This is a genomic window from Streptomyces sp. NPDC026522 (genome assembly GCF_055567555.1).
On sequence record NZ_JBVHQF010000001.1, the window covers coordinates 1,000,179 to 1,016,918 of the forward strand.

16 protein-coding genes and 1 pseudogene are annotated in these 16,740 nt (G+C 72.0%); 5 read left to right on the plus strand and 12 right to left on the minus strand.

Annotation, left to right across the window (positions count from 1 at the left end):
* Window positions 1-33: 33 nt before the first annotated feature.
* From ACZ4M3_RS04370 to ACZ4M3_RS04405, 8 genes are read right to left on the minus strand one after another with little or no spacing between them, the layout of a single operon-like run.
* Complete coding sequence (locus tag ACZ4M3_RS04370; RefSeq protein WP_467730042.1) at window positions 34-1,785, minus strand: FAD-dependent oxidoreductase; 1,752 nt, start codon at window positions 1,783-1,785, stop codon at window positions 34-36.
* Between the two features lie 5 nt (window positions 1,786-1,790).
* Entirely contained in the window at window positions 1,791-2,249 is a 459-nt protein-coding gene (gene trxA, locus ACZ4M3_RS04375; RefSeq protein ID WP_467730044.1) for a thioredoxin, read from the minus strand.
* Complete coding sequence (gene clpB, locus ACZ4M3_RS04380; protein WP_467730046.1) at window positions 2,246-4,885, minus strand: ATP-dependent chaperone ClpB; 2,640 nt, start codon at window positions 4,883-4,885, stop codon at window positions 2,246-2,248. The genes trxA and clpB overlap by 4 nt, the downstream gene beginning before the upstream one ends.
* Window positions 4,876-5,283: a chaperone modulator CbpM gene (locus tag ACZ4M3_RS04385; protein WP_467730048.1), complete on the minus strand. Its 408-nt coding sequence runs from the start codon at window positions 5,281-5,283 to the stop codon at window positions 4,876-4,878. The genes clpB and ACZ4M3_RS04385 overlap by 10 nt, the downstream gene beginning before the upstream one ends.
* The gene (locus ACZ4M3_RS04390; protein WP_467730050.1) at window positions 5,280-6,233 is read right to left on the minus strand and encodes a DnaJ C-terminal domain-containing protein; all 954 of its coding nucleotides are present in this window, start codon (window positions 6,231-6,233) and stop codon (window positions 5,280-5,282) included. Before ACZ4M3_RS04390 ends, ACZ4M3_RS04385 begins: the two co-directional genes overlap by 4 nt.
* Before the next feature lie 6 nt (window positions 6,234-6,239).
* The gene (locus ACZ4M3_RS04395) at window positions 6,240-6,842 is read right to left on the minus strand and encodes a nucleotide exchange factor GrpE (RefSeq protein WP_467730052.1); all 603 of its coding nucleotides are present in this window, start codon (window positions 6,840-6,842) and stop codon (window positions 6,240-6,242) included.
* A gap of 9 nt (window positions 6,843-6,851) precedes the next feature.
* Entirely contained in the window at window positions 6,852-8,753 is a 1,902-nt protein-coding gene (gene dnaK, locus ACZ4M3_RS04400; protein ID WP_467730054.1) for a molecular chaperone DnaK, read from the minus strand.
* Between the two features lie 53 nt (window positions 8,754-8,806).
* On the minus strand, window positions 8,807-9,289 hold the full coding sequence (locus ACZ4M3_RS04405) for a YflT domain-containing protein (RefSeq protein ID WP_467730056.1): 483 nt from the start codon (window positions 9,287-9,289) through the stop codon (window positions 8,807-8,809).
* A 197-nt stretch (window positions 9,290-9,486) separates the two neighbouring features.
* Here ACZ4M3_RS04405 and ACZ4M3_RS04410 point away from each other — a divergent pair, with 197 nt between their 5' ends.
* Window positions 9,487-11,253 (plus strand): helix-turn-helix domain-containing protein, encoded by a 1,767-nt coding sequence (locus tag ACZ4M3_RS04410; protein ID WP_467730058.1) that lies wholly within the window; start codon window positions 9,487-9,489, stop codon window positions 11,251-11,253.
* 23 nt (window positions 11,254-11,276) lie between these two features.
* A complete protein-coding gene (locus ACZ4M3_RS04415) occupies window positions 11,277-11,528 on the plus strand; it encodes a ricin-type beta-trefoil lectin domain protein (RefSeq protein WP_467730148.1) in 252 nt (83 codons plus the stop codon).
* Between the two features lie 413 nt (window positions 11,529-11,941).
* Here the strand turns inward: ACZ4M3_RS04415 and ACZ4M3_RS04420 are convergent.
* Window positions 11,942-12,217, minus strand: a pseudogene (locus tag ACZ4M3_RS04420) (LysR substrate-binding domain-containing protein); the annotation flags it as partial.
* A gap of 211 nt (window positions 12,218-12,428) precedes the next feature.
* Between ACZ4M3_RS04420 and ACZ4M3_RS04425 the strand changes: the two are divergent.
* From ACZ4M3_RS04425 to ACZ4M3_RS04435, 3 genes are all read left to right on the plus strand, one after another.
* Entirely contained in the window at window positions 12,429-12,815 is a 387-nt protein-coding gene (locus ACZ4M3_RS04425) for an alpha/beta hydrolase fold domain-containing protein (protein WP_467730060.1), read from the plus strand.
* A 102-nt stretch (window positions 12,816-12,917) separates the two neighbouring features.
* Complete coding sequence (locus ACZ4M3_RS04430) at window positions 12,918-13,544, plus strand: potassium channel family protein (RefSeq protein WP_467730062.1); 627 nt, start codon at window positions 12,918-12,920, stop codon at window positions 13,542-13,544.
* 146 nt (window positions 13,545-13,690) lie between these two features.
* A complete protein-coding gene (locus ACZ4M3_RS04435; protein ID WP_467730064.1) occupies window positions 13,691-15,037 on the plus strand; it encodes a chloride channel protein in 1,347 nt (448 codons plus the stop codon).
* A gap of 101 nt (window positions 15,038-15,138) precedes the next feature.
* Here the strand turns inward: ACZ4M3_RS04435 and ACZ4M3_RS04440 are convergent, their stop codons facing one another.
* The 3 genes from ACZ4M3_RS04440 to ACZ4M3_RS04450 form a co-directional block, all read right to left on the minus strand.
* Window positions 15,139-15,435 carry a hypothetical protein gene (locus ACZ4M3_RS04440; protein ID WP_467730066.1) on the minus strand — a complete coding sequence of 99 codons (297 nt, stop codon included), beginning with the start codon at window positions 15,433-15,435 and terminating at the stop codon, window positions 15,139-15,141.
* A gap of 621 nt (window positions 15,436-16,056) precedes the next feature.
* Complete coding sequence (locus ACZ4M3_RS04445) at window positions 16,057-16,266, minus strand: hypothetical protein (protein WP_467730068.1); 210 nt, start codon at window positions 16,264-16,266, stop codon at window positions 16,057-16,059.
* Window positions 16,267-16,545: 279 nt separating this feature from the next.
* On the minus strand, window positions 16,546-16,740 hold a 195-nt coding region (locus ACZ4M3_RS04450; RefSeq protein WP_467730070.1), incomplete at its 5' end, for an undecaprenyl-diphosphate phosphatase.

Below are 16,740 nucleotides of genomic sequence, written 5' to 3' on the forward strand. Positions count from 1 at the left end.
GGAACCTCCTTCGTCCGCGCAGGCGGTGCGCGGTCAGCGCCAGGACACCGACTCGTCCGCCACCGGCCGACGCCCCTCGGGCCCAGCGGTGACCACGCTGCCCCTCCTCTCCCGGTGCTCGTGCACGAGACGGATCGCCATGGCGCCTTCACCGGTCGCCGAGGCCACCCGTTTCACCGAGCCGCTCCTGACGTCGCCGGCGGCGAAGACCCCGGGCAGGGTGGTCTCCAGCAGCAACGGGCCGCGGCCGAGCGAGGCCCACCGGTCCGCGTCGGCCACCGCCCGGGCGTCGGCGCCGGTGAGGACGAAGCCCTTCTCGTCCAGGGCCAGCACGCCGCTGAGCCATTCCGTGCGCGGCCGGGCCCCGATGAACACGAACAGCGCCACGGCCCGCAGCTCGCGCCGCTCACCGCTCGCGTTGTCCTCCACCGTCAGCGAGTCCAGCTCCTCCTCGCCGTGGACGCCCCGGACCTCGGTGTGGAGCAGCACCTCGATCTTGGGGTGCCGTTCCACCTGGTCGACCAGGTAGCGGGACATGTCCGCGTTGAGGTCACCGCCCCGGACGAGGAGGCGGACGCTGGACGCGTGGTCGGCGAGGAACAGCGCCGCCTGCCCTGCGGAGTTCCCGCCGCCGACCACGGCGACCGGGTCCGCCCGGCAGAGACTGGCCTCCTGGACGGTCGCCGCGTAGTAGACGCTGATGCCTTCCAGGCGGTCGATGCCGGGCACCTCGAGCCTGCGGTACCACACGCCCGAGGCGAGCACCACGGCGCCTGCCCGCGTCGTGGACCCGTCGGTGAAGGTGACCACGTACTCGTCGTCCTGCGGGGCGAGCCCCTCGACCTGGGCCGGCACCATGAGGCGGGCGCCGAACTTGTGGGCCTGGAGCACCGCGCGTTCGATGAGCTCGCCCCCGGAGATGCCCGACGGGAAGCCGAGGTAGTTCTCGATGCGGGACGAGGTGGCGGCCTGGCCCCCGGTGGCCACGGCGTCGACGGTGACCGTGATGAGGCCGTCGGAAGCCCCGTACACGGCGGCGGCGAGTCCCGCCGGGCCGGCGCCGACCACCATCACGTCGCACCGTCCGGCCCCGGGCGAAGGGGCGGGCAGCCCGATGAGCCGGGCGAGTTCGGCGTTGCTCGGATTGCGCAGCACCCGCTCGCCCTTCCACAGGACCACCGGAGTCTCCTCGGGACGGATGGCGAACCGGCGCAGCAGCGCCTCCGCCTCCTTGTCCTTCTCCAGATCCACCCAGCGGTGCGGCAGCCGGTTGCGGGCGGCGAACTCACGCAGCCGCAGCGTGTCCCGTGAATAGCACGACCCCAGGATCCGGAAGCCGGCGCCGAGGCCGATGAGCAGGTACCGGCGGCCCAGGTAAGCACGGAGGATCAGGTCGCCGAGGACGGGGTCGCCGCCGACCAGGGCGCGTTGCCGTTCCACCGGTACGGCCAGCAGCTCGCCCGCCTCGCGCACCACGGCGGTGTCGAACGCCGCCTGCCCCTCCAGCAGCCCGAGTTCACCCAGGAACCTGCCCGGTCCGTGCACCGCCACCGAGCGCTCGTCGGGCCCGCCGTGGTCGTGCAGGATCTCGACGGCCCCGCTGAGGATCGCGAGGAACTCCCGGAACGGCTCTCCCTCGCGGTACAGCACGTCGCCCTCGGCGGTCCTGCGGCGCTCGCCGTGCGCGCTCAGCTCCTTGAGCTGCTCCGGTGTCAGGCGCGGGAACGCCCCGTACCGGTCCGGTGTCTCGCGGACCGCACCGACTGCCCCGTGTTCCCGGTCCATCGTGTTCACCCTCCCGCAGTGGTGTGCCGGCCCGCCAGCGCCTGCTCGACCCACGAGCGCAGGACGGGCGCGGGGGCCGCGCCGGCCTGCCGGGCGACCGTCTCGCCCCGGTCCAGGACCAGCAGGGTCGGCACCGCCTGCACCTCGAACCGCCGGCTGAGCTCCGGGTTCTGGTCCACATCGACCTTGACGAGCTTGATCCGTCCGGCGAGGTCGCGGGCGACCTGTTCGAGGGCGGGACTGACCATGCGGCACGGGCCGCACCAGGTGGCCCAGAGGTCCACGACGACGGGAGTGGTGGCCCGGTCGGCGATCTCGGGGAAGTCGTCGTCGCCCGCGTCCACGATCCAGGGCAGCGGCTGCTTGCAGTGGCCGCACCTGGGGCGGCCCGCTGCGGCCACGGGGATCCGGTTGCCGCGCCCGCAGTTCGGGCAGGTCACCGTCGTCGTGCGGGTGGTGTTCACGCCGCCCTCGCTTCCCCGGCCTCCTCCTGCCGGCCGTAGGTGACCGCCAGTTCTCCGTGCTCGGCATCGACGCGGATCGTCGCGCCGTCCTGGACGTCGCCGCGCAGCAGGGCCCGGCCGACCAGTGTCTCGACCTCGTGCGAGATGTAGCGCCGCAGCGGCCGGGCCCCGTACACCGGGTCGTAGCCCTGGTGGGCGATCAGCTCACGAGCCGCGTCGGTCAGTTCGACGGTGATGCGGCGTTCGGCGAGCCGCCGCCGCAGCTCGCCGAACTGCAGCTCCACGATCCGCTCGATCTGCCGCTCACCGAGCGGCTTGAACAGCACGATGTCGTCGACGCGGTTGAGGAACTCCGGACGGAAGTGCCCGCGCAGTTCGCCCATCACCAGGGCCCGGGCGTCCGGCTTGATCTCACCCTCGGCGGTGGCGCCGTCGAGGAGGTGCTCGGAGCCGATGTTGGACGTCATGATGATCACGGTGTTGCGGAAGTCGACGGTGCGGCCCTGGGCATCGGTGATCCGGCCGTCGTCGAGGATCTGCAGCAGGGTGTTGAAGACATCGGTGTGCGCCTTCTCGATCTCGTCGAACAGCACGACCGAGTACGGCTTGCGGCGTACGGCCTCGGTGAGTTGACCGCCTTCTTCGTAGCCGACGTATCCGGGCGGTGCGCCCATGAGCCGGCTGACGGTGTGCCGCTCCTGGTACTCGCTCATGTCGAGGCGGACCATGTTCTCCTCGGAGTCGAACAGGGCCCGGGCGAGGGTCTTGGCCAACTCGGTCTTCCCGACGCCGGTGGGGCCGAGGAAGATGAACGAGCCGATGGGGCGGCGAGGGTCGCGGATGCCGGAGCGGGCGCGGATGATGGCGTCCGCGATGAGCTTGACGGCCTCGTCCTGGCCGACGACGCGCTCGCGCAGGATCTCGTCCAGGCGCAGCAGCTTCTCGCGTTCACCCTCCTGGAGGCGGGCGACGGGGACACCGGTCCAGGCGGCGACGATCTCGGCGATCTCCTCCTCGGTCACGACCTCGCGCAGCAGCCGGTTCTTCCCTTGCTTGGCGGCCAGTTGCTCCTCCTCGGCGGCGAGTCGGCGTTCCAGGTCCTGGAGCCGTCCGTAGCGGAGCTCGGCGGCGCGGTTGAGGTCGTAGGCACGTTCGGCCTCCTCCGCCTCGTGGCGGACCTGCTCAAGTTCCTTGCGCAGTTCCTGCACGCGGCGGATGGCCTGCCGTTCGGCCTCCCACTGGGCGTGTTTGGAGTCGGCCTCGCCCCGCAGGTCGGCCAGTTCCCTGCGCAGCTCCTCCAGGCGGGCTCTGCTGGCGGGGTCGGTCTCCTTGGACAGGGCCGCATCCTCGATCTCCAGGCGGGTGACGCGGCGGGTGATCTCGTCGAGCTCGGCGGGCATCGAGTCGATCTCGGTACGCAGCCGGGCGCACGCCTCGTCCACGAGGTCGATGGCCTTGTCGGGCAGGAACCGGTCGGTGATGTAGCGGTGGCTGAGGGTGGCCGCGGAGACCAGCGCGGTGTCCTGGATCTTCACGCCGTGGAAGACCTCCAGGCGTTCGCGCAGCCCGCGCAGGATGGAGATGGTGTCCTCCACGCTCGGCTCGTCCACCAGGACCTGCTGGAAGCGGCGTTCGAGCGCGGCGTCCTTCTCGATGTGCTTGCGGTACTCGTCGAGGGTGGTGGCGCCGATCATGTGGAGTTCGCCGCGGGCGAGCATCGGCTTGAGCATGTTGCCCGCGTCCATGGCCCCTTCGGCGGCGCCCGCGCCGACGACGGTGTGCAGTTCGTCGACGAAGAGCAGGATGCGCCCCTGGGCGGCCATGACCTCGCTGAGCACGGCCTTGAGCCGTTCCTCGAACTCACCGCGGTACTTGGCCCCGGCGACCAGGGAACCCATGTCGAGGGCGAAGACGGTCCTGTCGCGGAGACCTTCGGGCACGTCGCCGCGGACGATGCGCTGGGCGAGACCCTCGACTATGGCGGTCTTGCCGACACCGGGGTCACCGATGAGGACCGGGTTGTTCTTCGACTTGCGGCTGAGGATCTGGGTGACGCGGCGGATCTCGGCGTCCCGGCCGATGACCGGGTCGAGCCTGCCGTCCCTGGCTTCGGCGACGAGATCGCGGCCGTACTTCTCCAGGGCCTCGTAGGCCACTTCGGGGTTGGCGGAGGTCACGCGCTGGTTGCCGCGGACCCCGGTGAGCGCGCTGAGGAACGAGTCCCTGGTGATGCCGGCCTCTTTGAGCAGCCGCCCGGCGGCGGTGGAGGAGCCCTCCTCGGCCAGGGCGAGCAGGAGGTGCTCCACGGACACGTACTCGTCCTTGAGGCGCTTGGCTTCCCGCTCGGCGGTATCGAGCAGGCGGGCGAGGCGCTGGGTGACGAAGACCTGCCCGGGGGCCGCGCCGGGGCCGGTGACCTTCGGGCGGCGGGCGAGTTCTTCCCGCACGGCCGCGCGCAGTTCCTTCGGCTCGGTGCCGGCCTGTTGCAGCAACCGCGGGATCAGACCGTCCTCCTGGTCGAGCAGTGCGAGCAGCAGGTGTTCACCGTCGACCTCGGTCTGGCCCAGCCGGCCGGCCGCGGTCTGTGCCTCCTGGAGGGCTTCCTGGGACTTCTGGGTGAGCCGGTTCATGTCCATGGGGGTGTGTCCCTCCTCGTGCCGCGGCCGCGCAGGGCGGCTTCGAGCAGGCTGATGCGGTCGAGCAGGTCGAGCACCAGGCCGATGGATGCGTAGTTGAGGCAGAGCCCGGAGCGCAGCCGCTGGATGCGGGCGAGGGCCGCCGGGGCGGTGGGGTCGAACACCAGGTGTCCCGCGCCGTCGCGTTCGGCGTCGACCAGGCCGAGGGCGACGAACCGGCGGACCAGATCGGGGTGCAGGCCCGAGCGGCGGGCCACGGTGTCGAGCGAGAGCCTGGGGACGGGTACGAGCGCGTACCGGACGGCCGTCGAGGCGGTGACGTCGGCGCCCGTTCGTACCGGACGGTCGCCCGTGCCGGCCCGGCCGATGCCCGCCGCTCCCGTGGGTCGGTCGTTCATCGTGTGCTCCTGGGGTCGAACGAGGAGGTGGCGGCGAGTTCTTCGAACAGTTCGCGCTCCCGGTCGCCGAGGGTGGGCGGCACCATGACGCGGAGTTCGGCGTACAGGTCGCCGTTCGCGCCGCGCGGGTTGGGCATGCCCTCGCCGCGCAGCCGCAGCCGCCGGCCGCTGGACGAGCCCGCGGGCACCGTGACCTTGGCCGTGCCGCCGCCGGGGGTGGGCACCGGCACGGTCGCACCCAGGGCCGCCTCCCAGGGGGCGACGGGGACCTGGACGTGCACGTCGCGGCCGTCCAGCCGGAACCGGGGGTGGGGCTGGATGCGCACCCGCAGGTACAGGTCGCCCGCGGGGGCCTCACCACTGCCCCGGCCGCCCTCGCCCGCCAGCCGGACGCGCTGTCCGTCGGTGACGCCCGGCGGCACGTCGACCTCGTACCGCCGCGGCTGCCCGGTGGGACCGGCGAGAGTGACGGTGCGACGGCCGCCCCGGTACGCCTCCTCGACGGTGAGCGGCAGCTCGGCCTCCTGGTCGGCTCCCGGCACGCCCGCGCGGGCGGCGCCCGCTCCGAAGAACGAGCCGAACAGGTCCTCGATGTCGATGTCCTCCGCTGCGAATCCGTCGCCGAAGCCGGTGGCGTACCGCGTGCGGGGGCCGCCCGCGCCCGCGGTCCCCCCGGCACGGAAGCCGCCGCCCGCGCCGGCCGCGACCCGTTCGTCGAAGTCCTCGGGGATCTTGCGGTAGTCCTCGCCGAAGCGGTCGTAACGGGCCCGGGTCTTCGGGTCGGACAGGACGCTGTACGCCTCGTTGAGGTCCTTGAAGCGTTCCTCCGCCCCCGGGTCCTTGTTGACGTCGGGGTGGTTCTTGCGGGCGAGCCGGCGGTACGCCTGCTGGATCTCGTCCTGGCTCGCGGTCCGCGGCACGCCCAGCACCTCGTAGAAGTCCCGTGCCATGACCGGTCACTCCCGCTTCGCTACCGTCACGGCGGCGGGCCTGAGCTGCCGTTCCCCGTCCCCGTAGCCCGGACGCACCACCTCGACGACGGTGCCCGGTGCGGTGTCGGGGTCCTGGACGACGGCGACCACCTCGTGCCGGGCCGGGTCGAAGGCGACGCCGGTCTCCGCGTGCCGCGGGTAGCCGAGCAGTTCGAGGACGTTCACCGCCTGGTCGCGTACGGCCCGTACGCCTTCCACGATCGGGCCGGAGTCGGCTCCGGCATGGGTCAGGGCGAGTTCGAGGTTGTCCAGGACGGGCAGGAAGGCGGCGGCCGTACGGGACCGCTCGACCGTCCGCTCGCGTTCCAGTTCCCTGGCGTGGCGCTTGCGGAGGTTGTCGAGGTCGGCGAGTGCGCGCCGCCAGCGGTCCTCCAGTTCCCGGATCGCGGTCGTGTACTCGTCCTCGGCCGGCGCGGGGCCGCCGGCCGCGTCGGGGCCGGGTTCCTGGTCCGTGGCGGACCCCGCCGCGGGCGGAAGATCCCCGCGGGGAGGGCGTACGGCGCCCTCCGGAGCCGGGTCGGCCTGGTCCGGGCCGGCCGGGTCGGGTTCGCTGGGGTGGATCGGCATGGCGGATCCTCAGTCCTTGTCGAACTCGGCGTCGATGACGTCGTCGTCACTGCCACCGCCACCGCCGGTCGCACCGTCCCCGGTGGTGTCCTGGCCGGGGCCGCCGGTGGGGGCGGCTCCCTGATGGGCCGTCAGCCCGGCCAGCACCTGCTGGAGTTCGGAGGCGAGGGGCCGCACCCGTTCCACACCGGCCTCCTCCTTGACCGCCGCCCGGGCGTCGGACACGAGCATCTCGGCGCGTGCCTTCTCGTGCGCGGGGGCTGCGTCGCCCAGTTCGGCAAGGCGCTTCTCGACCTGGTACGCGACGGCGTCGAGCTCGTTGCGGGCATCGACGGCCTCGCGCAGCGCCTGGTCCTGGCCCCGGTTGCGATCGGCCTCCTGGACCATGCGTTCGACCTCGCTGCGGTCCAGGTTGGAGCTCTCGCTGATGGTGATGCCCTGCTCCTTGCCGGTGTCCCGGTCGCGGGCCTTCACCTCGAGAATGCCGTTGGCGTCGACGTCGAAGGTGACCTCGATCTGCGGTTCGCCCCGCGGCGCCGGCCGGATGTCGGTGAGCTGGAACCGGCCGAGCACCCGGTTGTCGGCGGCCCGCTCGCGCTCGCCCTGGAGGACCACCACGTCGACGGCCGGCTGGTTGTCCTCGGCGGTGGAGAAGGTCTCGGAGCGGCGCGCCGGGATGGTGGTGTTCCGCTCGATGATCTTCGTCATCACGCCGCCGCGCGTCTCCACGCCCAGCGACAACGGTGTGACGTCGAGCAGCAGGACGTCCTTGACCTCGCCCTTGAGCACCCCGGCCTGGATCGCGGCCCCCAGGGCCACGACCTCGTCGGGGTTGACGCTCATGTTGGGTTCCTTGCCGCCGGTCAGCCGGCGTACCAGGGCTTGTACGGCGGGGATGCGGGTGGAACCGCCGACGAGGATGACCTCGTCGATGTCGCTCTCACTGACCTTGGCGTCGGCCATGGCCTGCTGGACCGGTCCCAGGCACCGCTCCACCAGGTCGCCGGTGATCTGCTCGAAGGTGGACCGCATGATCGAGTCGGTGAGGTGCTTGGGGCCCGCGGCGTCCGCGGTGATGAACGGCAGGCTGACCTGCGTCTGCGTCACCGAGCTCAGCTCGGTCTTGGCCTTCTCCGCCGCCTCGAACAAACGTTGCAGCGCCTGGGGGTCCTTGCGCAGATCGATGCCGTTCTCCTTCTGGAAGTCGTCCGCGAGGTGATCCACCAGACGCCGGTCGAAGTCGTCACCGCCCAGGTGGCTGTCGCCGGCGGTGGACCGCACCTCCACCACGCCGTCGCCGACGTCGAGGATGCTCACGTCGAAGGTGCCGCCGCCCAGGTCGAAGACGAGGACGGTCTCGTGCTGCTTCTTGTCCATGCCGTAGGCGAGGGCCGCCGCGGTCGGCTCGTTGATGATCCGCAGCACCTCCAGCCCGGCGATCCGTCCGGCGTCCTTGGTGGCGGTGCGCTGAGCGTCGTTGAAGTAGGCCGGCACCGTGATGACCGCCTCCGTGACCCGTTCCCCCAGCTGCTTCGAGGCGTCGTCGGCGAGTTTGCGCAGCACCTGGGCGCTGATCTCCTCAGGGGCGTACAGCTTGTCGCGCACCCGGAAGCGGGCCGCCCCGCCGTCACCCTCGACGACGTCGTACGCCACCGCCCTGGCCTCCTCGGAGATTTCGTCGAAGTGCCGGCCGATGAACCGCTTGGACGAGTAGATGGTGCCCTTGGGGTTGAGGATCGCCTGGCGCCGGGCCAGCTGGCCCACCAGGCGCTCACCGGTGTCGGTGAAGGCCACCACGGACGGCGTCGTGCGGTTGCCCTCGCTGTTGGGCACGACGGACGGCTCGCCGCCCTCCCACACGGCGATCACCGAGTTCGTGGTGCCCAGATCGATGCCCACTGCCTTCGCCATGAGGAACTCCTCCCGGCGCGGCGGTCCGCGCCGACTCTCCGGATCACGTTCGTTCAGGTACGGGCGGCACCACCGTCGGTGGTCCGCATCCCTCCGATCAGGCGCACGGCCTCGTCGGCGACCGCTTCGTCCACGACGACCTCGTACCGGCTCGGCTGCATCGAGCGGAGCGAGGCGAAATCCCGGCGACCGCCTTGCAGGGCGTGCAGCAGCATGCCGAACAGCGCGCCGACGATCGCTCCGAAGATCAGCCCGTACAGGGCGAGGAGCAGGCCGGAGACCACGGGGTCGAGCCAGTTCACAAGGCCGAAGAGCCAGCCGATCAGGACACCGGGGAGCGCACCGCTCGCCGCTCCGTGAAGGGCGGCCCTGCCGTAGTCCATCCGGCCGGTCACCTGTTCGACGAGGCGCACGTCCTGGCCGATGATCGCCACCTTCTCCACGGGAAACCCCTGGTCAGAGAGGTGATCAACGGCGCGTTCAGCTTCCCGGTAGTCCTCGTACGAGGCAACCGGCCTGCGATGTTGCTCGGCCATCGTGCTGTCCTCTCCGCCGGTGCGCACGAGGGTTTGGACACCTCCCACGGTGGCGAGCCAAGTGGGTCTACGGCCTGCGCCTGGCGGGTCGGAAATGCAGGGGTCCGATCGCCCCGCGAGTATGAGAGAAGAGTCCGAACATCTCGGATGAGCCGGCCCGCGAGCGGTCCCCGGCTCGTGGAGATAGGGGTGATCCCATGGCCGGCAGCCGGGCGCACGAGCGGTACCGCCGCTGCTCCGACCGGGAGGGCGGCCTTCCCCGGGGCAGCGGGCCCCCGGCGACCGCGCGGAGAGAGCCCGCGCCACCCGCCGCGGCCCCGGCCGACCACGAACTGACGGTGCTCTCCCGCGCCCAGTTCGGCACGCTGGACGAAAGCCGGATCCTGCGTTTGGCCATGGACCACATAGCCGCCGCCGGGCCCTACGAGGCCGAGGCCGGATACCTCAGGGTGGACGGCGACCTGGTGCGCAGCCCGAGGAGGGCCCAGAGCCGTGCCTCAGCCGTGGACCGGAGCGTGCAGGAGCTGGCCGGGCGGGACGGCCCGGTGACCGTACCGGGCCGGCTCTGGGGCCGGGCCCTGGGGCTGCGCGGGCCCGAGCGCCTCCACGGATACCTCGTGGTGACCTCCCGCTCCCGGCCCACCGCGGCCGAGTGGTCCCTGCTCGCCACGCTCGTCCGGCACACCGCTGCCGCCCTGTCAGTGGCCTTCGCGCACCGGCGCCGGGGCGAGGACGCGCTGGAGCTGCACCGGCTGAGGGAGGAACGCGCGGCCCTCCAGCGGCAGCTGGTCTCCGTCGTGGCCGAGCTGGGGTACCAGCGGGCCGTGCACGCGCTCATGGCCGATGTGGCCGCCTCGGGCGGCGGCGAGGAAGCCGTCACCCGCGCCCTGCACCGGCTCACCGGACTCCCCGCGCTGGTCGAGGACCGCTTCGGCCGGCTGCGGTCCTGGACCGGCCCGAGCCGCCCCGACCCCTATCCGGAACCGGACCCCGTACGCCAGGACGAAGTGCTGCACACGGTCGCCCGGGAGATCGGGCCGGTGCGGATCAGGGACCGGCTGATCACCCTGGTCCGCCCGCACGGCGAGATCCTGGGCGTGCTCGCCCTGGTCGACGCCCGGGGCGAGGCGGACGCGCACACCGTGCTCGCGCTGGAATACGCGGCCACCTCGCTCGCACTGGAGCTGGCGCACCTGCGCAACCTGGCCGAAGTGGAGCTGAGACTGCATCGCGGGCTGGTCGACGACCTCCTGGCCGGGACGGACGAAACGAGCGCCTACGCCCGGTCCGAGGCCGTCGGGCACGACCTGCACCGCAGCCACTACATCGTCGCGGTGCAGTGGTCGAACCGGACCACGGACGATTCCTTCGCGCAGACAGTCGGCCGGGCGGCCGCTGGGGTGGGCATGCGCTCGCTGCTGACCCGACGGTCGGACCACGTGGTCCTGGTCGCCGACGACCGGCCGCACGCCCGCGCGCTGTACGAGGCGCTGGCCCGCGAGACCGGGTCACGGTCCGGGACGATCGGGGTGAGCGCCCCGTGCGACTCCCCGGCCGACATCCCCCGCCGCTATCAGGAGGCCCGACGCGCCCTGGAGGTGCGCCGCCACTCCCGCGAGCGCTACGGCACGACGTTCTTCGACGAGCTCGGCCTCTACCGCATCCTGGGACCTGGCAACGACTACCGGGAACTGGAGACGTTCGTCCACGACTGGCTCGGGCAGCTCATCGACTACGACTCCCGGCACCGCACGGCCATGGTGGAGACCCTGTCCAGGTACTTCGACTGCGGCGGCAACTACGACGAGACCGCGGAATCCCTCGCGATCCACCGCAGTACGCTGCGCTACCGGCTCCAGCGCATCCGCGACATCAGCGGCAACGACCTCGCGAACGTCGAGGACCGGCTCAACCTCCAGGTGGCGACCCGGGTGTGGAAGATCGTGCTGGGCGGACCCGGTTGACGCCCCGACGTGCTGGAGCATTCGTGCCGCCCCGTTCCCCGGCCTCCGCTCGAATCCCGGGCGTACTCGCCGCCGCCTTCGCCGCCGCCCTCAGCACGACGGCGCCCGCCCAGGCCGATCCCGTACCGAATCACGACTACGCGTTCGACATCCGCCCGCTCCACACCTCCGGCAGGTGCCTGGAGGTCGCGGACCACCGCAACGGGGCCCCAGTCCGGCTCTGGTCCTGCCACGGCGGCGCCAACCAGCCATGGCAGTGGAACCTCAAGCTGTAGCCGTGTATCACGGACGCGGTGCGGTCAGTCCGACGAACCGGGCGCTGCGGCGGCCGCCGGCCTCCGCGCCGAGGGCGGCCACGCCAACCCGCAGGTAGTCGAGTGCCGTGCGCGATCTCGGTGTACGGCTGCCGGTTCCCCGGCGTCGCCCAGCGAGCGAAGGCGGTGCTGAAGGCGAGCACGCCCACCGCGGCGGCCAGTTCCGCTGTGGCGTCGTCGGTTCCGCGGGCGCGGAAGGCGTCGGCGACGGCGGAGCCGAGGCGGTTGCCGGGCACTGACAGGGGCGGGCACGCGCCGCCCGCCCCTGTCCATACTTGACGCCATGAAGAGCACATCGCAGTTGGGGCGGTTCCTGCGGACACGGCGGGCGCAACTGCAACCGCTGGACGTCGGGTTCCCGGCACCGCGGCGGCTGCCGCCGCGTGGTAGGGCACGGTCACGCTCGCTCGCCTCGGGCTGCCCAGCGCTTCGAGACCCCGGTCGACGTGTCCCTGTCGTCCGTCCACGACGATGTGCGCGCATTCCAGATAGTCCTGCAGCGATACGGCGGGGCGTCGCGCAAGCGGGTGGTCGCTGGAGACCAGGCAGGCGTAGCCCTCCTCGAACAGCACCTGTGAGCGCAGCGGTGGCGGAGCCGAACCGCCGTGGACGAGCAGGTCCACCTTTCCGTGCTCGGCGTCGCTGAACACAGCGCGACGTACTCGACACCCTCCTCCGCAACGGCCCGCTCGACGTCGGCGGCGACCGCGTGCAGCAGCGCGAGGTCCTCACCCGGATGCTCACCTCCCGGCCGCTGCCCGACGACGTGGTGCTCACGTCCGGCAGGCTGGGCGGGGTCCCGCTGCCGCCTACCGCGCCCTGCTCGGCGAGTCCGGACGCGGCTACCCGGCGCGGATCGCCGTGGTCGGTGAATCGGCCGGTGCCGGGCTTGCCGTGGCCCTGCTGCTGCGGGCGCGCGAACGGAACCTGCCGATGCCGGCCGCCGGCGTGCTCTTCTCACCGTATGCGGACCTGACGCTGAGCGGGACCAGCATGACGAGCAAGACCGCTGTCGACCCGTCGTTCACCCCCCGAGCCATCGCGGTCCGGGCCGAGGACTACACGGGCGCCGCGGACGCGGCGGATCCGCTGATCAGCCCGGTGCTCGCGGACCTGCGCGGCCTGCCACCGCTGCTCATCCAGGCGGGGTCGTCCCGGTCACGCTCCAGGTCACTCCGGGTGTCCCGCACCTGTTCCAGGCTTTCGCCGCGATGCTTGACGAAGGCGGGGCCGCGCTCGGGCAGGTGACCGAGTTCCTGCGCACGGTGCTGACGCCGGACGTCACCGGATGCGCTCCGTCGGCCCCCGGCGCGAACCGTCCGAGTACGAACACGGAGCTGAGGCAGCACGATGAGGCACGCACCGGAACTTGAAGACCTGCCCGAACGGAAGCGGCGCCTTCTCCTGCTGCGCGCGCTGCTGCGGCCGGTGCTGACCGCCGCAGGCCTGGTGGTGGCCTACTATTCGCTGCCCTTGGACCAGCCCTTCAGCACCGAAACGGTGGTCGCACTGGTCATCGGCCTGCTCGCGGTATCCGCCCTGGTCGTCTGGCAGACGCGTGCCATCACTCGCTCGCCGTATCCCCGGCTGAAAGCCGTCGAGGCGCTCGTGACGATCTTCCCGCTGTTCCTTCTGCTGTTCGCGGCGACCTACTTCCTCATGGAGCGGAGCCAGCCCGGCTACTTCACCGAGCCCATGACCCGAACGGACGCCCTGTACTTCACGGTCACGGTGTTCTCCACGGTGGGCTTCGGCGACATCGCGCCCAAGTCGCAGGGGGCCAGATGCGTGGCGATGGCGCAGATGCTCGGGGACCTGATCCTGGTCGGCGCCGCCGTACGGGTCATCGTCGGCGCCGTGGACGTGGGCCTGCGCAGCCGTGGACAGTCCGCGTCCTCCGGGCCGCGGCCGGCCCGCCTGCGGCACAGGACCCATCGGCCGAACCACGTGACGAGGTCCGCGTCCCGCCGGACGTGAGGTCCGCGTCCCGCCGGACGTGAGGGCCGCTTCACCGCCACGGACCGCCGGTGAGCCCGCACCGTGCGGGCCGCGCCGCGTGGTATCAACGCAGCAGCCGCCAGGAGCAGCCGCGCGGCGGGGACCGATGCCGGGGAGTGGTGCACATGTCGGCCGAGAGCCCTGCCGGAGCCCGCGCGGCGCCGCCGGCGGATCCCTTCGCCCAGGTCAGGACCCGCGGCTACATCGGTCTGCTGGTCATGGCCGCGGCGCTCGGGGTGCCGATCTCCGCAGGAGCGTACGGCTTCCTGGCGCTGGTCGGTGAGCTCCAGCCCTGGGCCTACGCCGACCTGCCCAAGGCGCTGGGTTTCCGGAGCACCCCCATGTGGTGGCCCCTGCCGCTGCTCGCGGTGGCAGGCCTGCTGGTCGCGGTGACCATCCGGTACCTTCCCGGGACGGGCGGCCACAAGCCGGCCGAGGGGTTGTCGACGGCGGGCGCCCCGAAGCCGCGTGAGCTCCCCGGGATCCTCGTCGCGGCCCTGGCCACGCTGGGCCTGGGCGCGGTACTGGGCCCCGAGGCGCCGCTCATCATGCTCGGCAGCGGCGTGGCCGTCTGGGTACTGGGCCTGTTCAAGCCGGACGTACCGCCGCCCCTCCGGGCCGTGACCGGGGCCGCGGGAAGCTTCGCCGCGGTCAGTACCCTGCTCGGGTCGCCCATCACGGGGGCCTTCCTCCTCATGGAGGCCTCGGGGATCGGCGGCCCCATGCTGGGGATCGTGCTGGTGCCGGGGCTGCTCGCTGCCGGCATCGGCTCGCTCATCTTCATCGGCCTGGACCACTGGACCGGGCTCGGTACGTTCTCCCTCGCGATCCCGGCGGTACCGCACGCCAATACGCCCACCGGCGCCGAATTCGGCTGGGCACTGGCCATCGGACTCGCGGCGGCCCTGGTGGGTACGGGCACTCGCCGGCTCGCCCTGCTGCTGCAGCCGCGGGTCGAGCGGCACCGGATCCCCGCCACCGTGCTCATGGGCCTGGTCGTCGCCGGGCTCGCCATCGCCTATGCCGAGGGCTCGGGCAACGCCGCGACCGAGGTGCTGTACTCGGGGCAGACCGCGCTGGGCCCGCTGCTCGCACACAGCGCCGACTGCACCGCCGCCACCGTGCTCCTGCTCGTCGTCTGCAAGGGGCTCGCCTACTGCGCCTCCCTCAGCGCCTTCCGAGGGGGCCCGATCTTCCCGGCGATGTTCCTGGGCGCGGCGGGCGGGATCGCTCTCTCACATCTGCCGGGACTGCAACTGACCCCCGCGTTCGCGATGGGCGTGGGGGCCATGTCGGTCGCCATGCTCAGGCTGCCGTTGACCTCGGTACTGCTGGCGACCTTGCTGCTGGGGGCACAGGGTCTGACGGTCATGCCGCTGGTGATCGTCACCGTCGTGGTCGCCTACGTCGCGACACTCAGGCTCGACCCCCCTCCGACCGGTGGGCCCCCCACACCCGCCGTGCCTGCATGACTCACCCTCAAGCCCGGTGTGCACCGCGGTTCCCGGGGGTCATCCGCCCGGCCGCATGACAGGGTGCGGCCCATCATCAGGGCCGCACGACATGGTCATTGTCAGCAGTCGTTGTAGTTGCCGTAGCCTCCGCCCCAGTCTCCGTCGTTGTTGTCGTACCAGCCGTGGTTGTAGTTTCCGCCCCAGTCGTCGTTGTTGTCGTACCAGCCGTTGTTGTAGCCGTTGTCGTCGCCGCCCCAGTTGCCTCCTCCGCCGTGGACAAAGGCGGCGACGGAGTGGGTCGGCATTGCCGGCGTTGCCGCGGAGGCCGTGCCTGCGGCCCCGAGGGCGGCGCCACCGGCCATCAGGGCTCCGACGGCGGACACCGCGAAGAGTCGCTTCACTCTCAGTGCCTGCATGGTTCGATCCCTATTCCTTGGTGTGCCACTCGCTGCGCGAAGTTGCTCCACGGAAGAGGCGTACGCGGGTTGCGCGTGGCTGCAAAATGCAAGGGAATGCGTATCCGCCGTCAACGTGGCTGCTACGGCCACGGACCCGCTGGGCGGAGTGCGCAATATTGTCAAGCCGCGAGCTCTGGGCTCGTCGCTGGGGGAGTGGGGGTATTCCCGCCAGTTGCGGCCAACACTCGGCTGTAAGTCTAATCACACGTTTATGTGCTCGGCAACCCGGGATGACGGAAGAAGCTTCCTCCACGCGGCCCTAGTTGACGGCCGGGCTTTCGGGACGGCGGCGACTGCACCGTGCGGTACGTACCGGCATGGCGGCCGTTACCGGGCGGCCGGGGCGCGCCCGTGCACGGGTTTCGGGCATGCGCGGCCATGCTGCCGAAGCCCACGTGCACCGGTGGGGCGTCCGCGTACAGGAACGCCTCCAGGCCGGCCGGGGGGCGTCGGGCAGGATCCACGCGCCGGTCTGCGTCAGGTCGAGGTCCGCGTCCGCCGCCAGCCCCGGCCGCTCGGTGAAGACGTGGACGCGGACGCCGTCCACCGGCGGCAGGCCGATCGCCGCCCGGGGGCTGTTCAGCGCAACCGCCTCAGCCCCGTTGCCAACAGCTCGGCGCAGCCCTCGGCCGCCGCCATGAGCGCGTCGAGCCGCGCGGCGACGAGCTCCGGGGCGAGCCGGGCCGCGTCTTCCCCCGTCGGCGGCTTCGGGTCGGCCGCCACGGCCCACAGGTAGGCGGTGGCCAGGAGGGCGAGCCAGGCAGCTGCAAAGAGCCAGTCGCCGACCACATCGGTGAACCAGTGGACCCGAAGTAGCCCCGGGCGAGGGCGACCGCCGCGCCCCGGAGCAGGGTCAGGAGGAGGGCGTACGGAAGCCACCCGGCCCGGCGGTCAGGGCCTCCCGGCGGAGTCGGACGTAACCGATCGGACGGTCTGCCCAGCCGTGGACGATCCCGGGGTGGCGCCAGGTGAACCGGGCTGTCCGGCGCCCGCGGGCGTGGTCCGCCCGACGTGGGAACGCCCCGGCGGGGTCCGTTCGGGGGCGGGGCGCCGGGGCGTATTGGGTGTTCAGGCGGTCAGGACGCCGGTGCCGAGCAGGCCGAAGAGGAGGATTCCGATGGCGATGCGGTAGAGGACGAAGGCGTTGAAGGAGTGTTTGGCGACGTACTTGAGGAGCCAGGCGATGGAGGCGTAGGCGACGGCGAAGGAGACCAGGGTGCCGACGGCCAGGGGCAGGGTGTCGACGCCGGCGCCGATGGCGTC

Coding starts and splice junctions, on each gene's coding strand:
- ACZ4M3_RS04410 (WP_467730058.1), top strand. CDS start 9,487: ATGGCCGGCAGCCGGGCGCACGAGCGGTACCGCCGCTGCTCCGACCGG.
- clpB (WP_467730046.1), bottom strand. CDS start 4,885: ATGGACATGAACCGGCTCACCCAGAAGTCCCAGGAAGCCCTCCAGGAG.
- ACZ4M3_RS04390 (WP_467730050.1), bottom strand. CDS start 6,233: ATGGCACGGGACTTCTACGAGGTGCTGGGCGTGCCGCGGACCGCGAGC.
- ACZ4M3_RS04395 (WP_467730052.1), bottom strand. CDS start 6,842: ATGCCGATCCACCCCAGCGAACCCGACCCGGCCGGCCCGGACCAGGCC.
- dnaK (WP_467730054.1), bottom strand. CDS start 8,753: ATGGCGAAGGCAGTGGGCATCGATCTGGGCACCACGAACTCGGTGATC.
- ACZ4M3_RS04435 (WP_467730064.1), top strand. CDS start 13,691: ATGTCGGCCGAGAGCCCTGCCGGAGCCCGCGCGGCGCCGCCGGCGGAT.
- ACZ4M3_RS04430 (WP_467730062.1), top strand. CDS start 12,918: ATGAGGCACGCACCGGAACTTGAAGACCTGCCCGAACGGAAGCGGCGC.
- ACZ4M3_RS04385 (WP_467730048.1), bottom strand. CDS start 5,283: ATGAACGACCGACCCACGGGAGCGGCGGGCATCGGCCGGGCCGGCACG.
- ACZ4M3_RS04370 (WP_467730042.1), bottom strand. CDS start 1,785: ATGGACCGGGAACACGGGGCAGTCGGTGCGGTCCGCGAGACACCGGAC.
- ACZ4M3_RS04440 (WP_467730066.1), bottom strand. CDS start 15,435: ATGCAGGCACTGAGAGTGAAGCGACTCTTCGCGGTGTCCGCCGTCGGA.
- ACZ4M3_RS04405 (WP_467730056.1), bottom strand. CDS start 9,289: ATGGCCGAGCAACATCGCAGGCCGGTTGCCTCGTACGAGGACTACCGG.